This window comes from Kitasatospora sp. NPDC049285 (genome assembly GCF_040678815.1).
In the GTDB taxonomy this organism is placed as follows: Bacteria; Actinomycetota; Actinomycetes; order Streptomycetales; family Streptomycetaceae; genus Kitasatospora.
In genome coordinates this window covers 1-3,926 of record NZ_JBFAQR010000129.1, presented here as the reverse complement: position 1 = coordinate 3,926, position 3,926 = coordinate 1, and the positions used below count along the sequence as shown (strand labels likewise).

The following is a 3,926-nucleotide window of genomic DNA, read 5'->3' as shown; positions in this document are numbered from 1 at the left end:
CAACGAGCCTTCCTACTCGGAGAGTTACGCGATGGATCCTTCATGACCAGGGGTTACGCCAAGATCCCTGCTACACCACTCCACGGGACGCCATCCACAGTTCCCCGGCCCGAGCTTCGGGATGCGCCCGACTACGTCGGATCAGGCGCCCGGTGAGCGCCTGTCATCACGCGGATCAACTGCTCGGCGGCGAACCACGGGCCGACAGCGCGGGCTTGGGTTCGCCGTGCGCGGCTCTCACTCCGGTCTCCTGCCAGCAGGTTCGCCAATGCCGCTCCGGCGTCGGTGACATCGAGGGTGTTCGGGTCCAGTGAGATGCCGAGGCCTGCGCGTTCAAGATCATGGGCGATGGCGAACTGGTCGCTGGAGAAGGGGAGGGCAAGCGCCGGGACGCCGGCTACCACGCATTCCGTGAACGAGTTGTTGCCGCCGTGATGGATCATGGCAGCCGCGTGCGCCAAAATCTCTTGCTGTGGTATAGCCTCGGCGACGCACAACCGGTGTGACGACGCGGTCGCCAGTCGTGGTGCCTGCAGGAGTTCGTCGACGCGGTTGCCTGCCGCGACGATCACGGACGCACCGGTACATGCGAGTGCCGCTTCGGTGACCGTGCGCAGAACGTCAGAGCGAGCCGAGAGGAAGGTACCGAAGGCGACGAGAATCAGTGGCCGTCCGCCGGACGTCAGGCGGTTCACGGTTGTCCGCCACCGGGCGCTGAGGCGTGTCTCCTCCGGCTCGGCTGTGCAGTGCCCGGCGAAGATGGCTTCGGGGCCGGGCGGGGCCGGGCGCAGCCACGGCAGCTCGAGGTAGTTGAACACGATGGCATGAGGAGAGCAGAGGGCGAAGGCCCGGTCCGGGAGAGCCCGTCCGGGTGCTGTCTGGCTGCACACGCGGCGGAAGGCTTCGGTGAACGCCCTGTCGTTGAGGGATACCGCGGTCCGCAGTTCACTGAGGCTGCCAGGGTCGGGTCTGACCGACTCGGGCCAGGCGACCGGCAGCCCGAAGAACGCGTCCGGGTCGGTCGGGATGTAGCTGGGATGGCCTGGGCAGAACGTGGCATAGGGCAAGCCGAGGCAGTGCATGGCCAGGGTCACCGGATAGTTGAGCTGGTCCACCAGGTACCAGTCAGGGCGTGCGCGGCGGTCCAGAGCGCGGATCTCGTCCAGGATGCCGACTGGGTCCGCGAGCATGTCGGCATGTCGGTGCCGCGCCTGGGCGAGCAGGGCGGCGAGCGCACCACTACGGGTGGCATCCAGGAATTCCCTGAGCCGTTCGGCTTCACCGTCTTCTTGTTCCGTGTTCTCCGCGACACCGTCGTTGGCGTTCTTGGTGACGGTGAGCGCGGTGAAGCCCAACCCGTGTCGCCGCGCCAGGTCTGCGAAGGACGGGGCGCAGGCGAGCGTCACTTCGGCGCCGCGCTCGCTCAGTGCGCCACCCAGGACGCTCAGCGGCGTGGCATGGGAGCGGAAGGGCGGGCTGACGACAATCACACGCGGCATGGAGCCCTCCGTCTCTGCACGTTCAGCTCGTCCTGGGGAGTCGACCGAGTGCACGCGCAGGGGTGATCAATGATCCCATGCGCGCCTTTTGCTCACCTTCGGCTGGCCCTGTCCGCGATCTCCCAACCGTGACCCTCTAGCGGTCGATGAAAAGTGACCCCTTCCGTGATCAAGTGATCAGTCTGGCTCTATGCGAGTCAGGAGGAAGAGGTGATTGGCGTGGAGGACTGGGCTGAGATCCGGCGGCTCCATCGCTCGGAGGGCATGTCGATCAAGGGGATCGCGCGGCATCTGGGGATCGCGCGCAACACGGTCCGGCGGGCGGTTGCCAGCGACGATCCGCCGAAGTACCGGCGGGCGCCGAAGGGCTCGATCGTGGATGAAGTGGAGCCTGCGATCCGCGAGTTGCTGGCCGAGTTCCCGCGGATGCCGGCCACCGTGATCGCCGAGCGGATCGGCTGGGAGCGGTCCCTGTCCGTGCTCAAGCGTCGGGTGGCCGAGCTGCGGCCGGTCTATCTCCCGGCGGACCCGGTCTCCCGGACCACGTATCGGCCCGGCGAGCTGGCGCAATGCGACCTGTGGTTCCCGCCCGCGGACATCCCGCTGGGCTTCGGGCAGACCGGCCGGCCGCTGGTGCTGGTCATGGTGGCGGGCTACTCGCGGGTGATCACCGCGCGGATGATTCCGACCCGGCAGGTCGCCGACCTGGTCGCCGGGCACTGGGACCTGCTGTCCGGCTGGCAGGCGGTGCCCAAAGCGCTGGTCTGGGACAACGAACCGGCCGTCGGTCGCAGGCGGGAGGGCAAGGCGGTGTTGACCACGGAGTTCGCCGCACTCGCCGGGCTGCTGGCCTGCAAGATGATCCTGTGTCGGCCCCGGGATCCGGAGACCAAGGGCCTGGTCGAGCGGGCCAACGGCTACCTGGAGACCTCCTTCCTGCCCGGCCGGGTCTTCAGCTCCCCGGCGGACTTCAACGCCCAGCTGACCGCCTGGCTGGAGGTCGCCAACCGGCGCGTCCACCGCACGCTGGAGGCCCGCCCGGCCGACCGGTGGGAGGCGGACCGGGCCGCGATGCTGCCGCTGTCGCCGACGGCCCCGCCACGCTGGTGGCAGACCTCGGTGCGGCTCGGCCGCGACCACTACATCCGCCTGGACACCTGCGACTACTCCGTCCACCCGTCTGCGATCGGCCGGATCGTGCGCGTCGAGGCGGACACCGACTCGGTGCGGGCCTACCTCGATGGTCGCCTCGTCGCCGACCACACGCGCTGCTGGGCCCGCCACCAGACCCTCACCGATCCCGAGCACGCCGCTGAGGCCGCCGTGATGCGCGAGGGCCACCGGCTCGCGCTCGCCCATGGCACCGCGGCCGCGGCGGTCGAGGTCGAAGAACGCGAACTTCCCTCCTACGACCGAGTGTTCCGCCTGATCGAGGGCGGCGCCGGAGCGGACGACTGAACCATGGCCCAACGCTCCGCCCCCACCCGGACCGCCCGCGACCTGAAGGCCGAACTGGCCTTCCTCACCCGCGCCTTGAAGGCACCGAACCTGCTGAACGCGGCCGAGCGGCTGGCCGAACGAGCCACCACCGAGTCCTGGACCCACCAGGAATACCTGGCCGCCTGCCTGCAGCGCGAGGTCGCCGCCCGCGAGAGCCACGGCGGCGAGGGCCGCATCCGAGCCGCCCGGTTCCCCGCCCGCAAGTCCCTGGAGGAGTTCGACTTCACCCACCTGCGCGGCCTCAAACGCGAGGCGGTGACCCACCTGGGCACCCTGGACTTCGTCGCCGCCAAGGAGAACGTGGTCTTCCTCGGCCCGCCCGGCACCGGCAAGACACACCTGGCCATCGCCTTGGGCATCCGCGCCTGCCAGGCCGGCCACCGCGTCGCGTTCGCCACCGCAGCCCAGTGGGTCGACCGCCTGGCCGCCGCCCACACCTCCGGCAAGCTCCAGGACGAACTCACCAAGCTCGCCCGCATCCCGGTTTTGATCATCGATGAGGTCGGCTACATCCCGTTCGAACCGGAGGCCGCGAACCTGTTCTTCCAGCTGATCTCGGGCCGCTACGAACGCGCTTCAGTGATCGTCACCAGCAACAAGGCCTTCGGCCGATGGGGAGAGGTCTTCGGTGACGACACCGTCGCCGCAGCCATGATCGACCGTCTCGTCCACCACGCCGACGTGCTCTCCTTGAAGGGAGACTCCTACCGCCTCAAGGACCGCGACATCGGCCGCACCCCCACGGCGGCCTAGAAACCGGCAAACAAGTCAAAAGGGGTCAAGATTGACCGACCCGAAAGGGGTCCAGGTTCAGCGACCGCCGACAGGCCCCGGTTACGTCCAGGGAAGTGGTGTACGGGTTCCACCCGTTCCGGGGGTTTCGTCCCGGTAGCGGGTGTCGCCTGAAACGTAAGACGGCCACCGGTT

Annotated in this window: 3 protein-coding genes; 2 read left to right on the top strand and 1 reads right to left on the bottom strand. The window is 68.7% G+C overall.

Annotated elements, in window-relative coordinates; genetic code table 11:
* Positions 1–131: 131 nt before the first annotated feature.
* Positions 132–1,499 carry a glycosyltransferase gene (locus AB0K51_RS34640; protein WP_363462249.1) on the bottom strand — a complete coding sequence of 456 codons (1,368 nt, stop codon included), beginning with the start codon at positions 1,497–1,499 and terminating at the stop codon, positions 132–134.
* A 210-nt stretch (positions 1,500–1,709) separates the two neighbouring features.
* On the opposite strand from AB0K51_RS34640, the gene istA reads away from it, so the two are divergent.
* Together istA and istB are read left to right on the top strand one after the other, a co-directional pair.
* Complete coding sequence (gene istA, locus AB0K51_RS34635) at positions 1,710–2,957, top strand: IS21 family transposase (protein ID WP_363462247.1); 1,248 nt, start codon at positions 1,710–1,712, stop codon at positions 2,955–2,957.
* A gap of 3 nt (positions 2,958–2,960) precedes the next feature.
* The gene (gene istB, locus AB0K51_RS34630; RefSeq protein ID WP_363462245.1) at positions 2,961–3,752 is read left to right on the top strand and encodes an IS21-like element helper ATPase IstB; all 792 of its coding nucleotides are present in this window, start codon (positions 2,961–2,963) and stop codon (positions 3,750–3,752) included.
* Positions 3,753–3,926: the final 174 nt, after the last annotated feature.

Bases quoted from the DNA above. Each gene is read 5' to 3' on its own strand.
- AB0K51_RS34640 (WP_363462249.1), bottom strand. From the start codon at position 1,499: ATGCCGCGTGTGATTGTCGTCAGCCCGCCCTTCCGCTCCCATGCCACG.
- istB (WP_363462245.1), top strand. From the start codon at position 2,961: ATGGCCCAACGCTCCGCCCCCACCCGGACCGCCCGCGACCTGAAGGCC.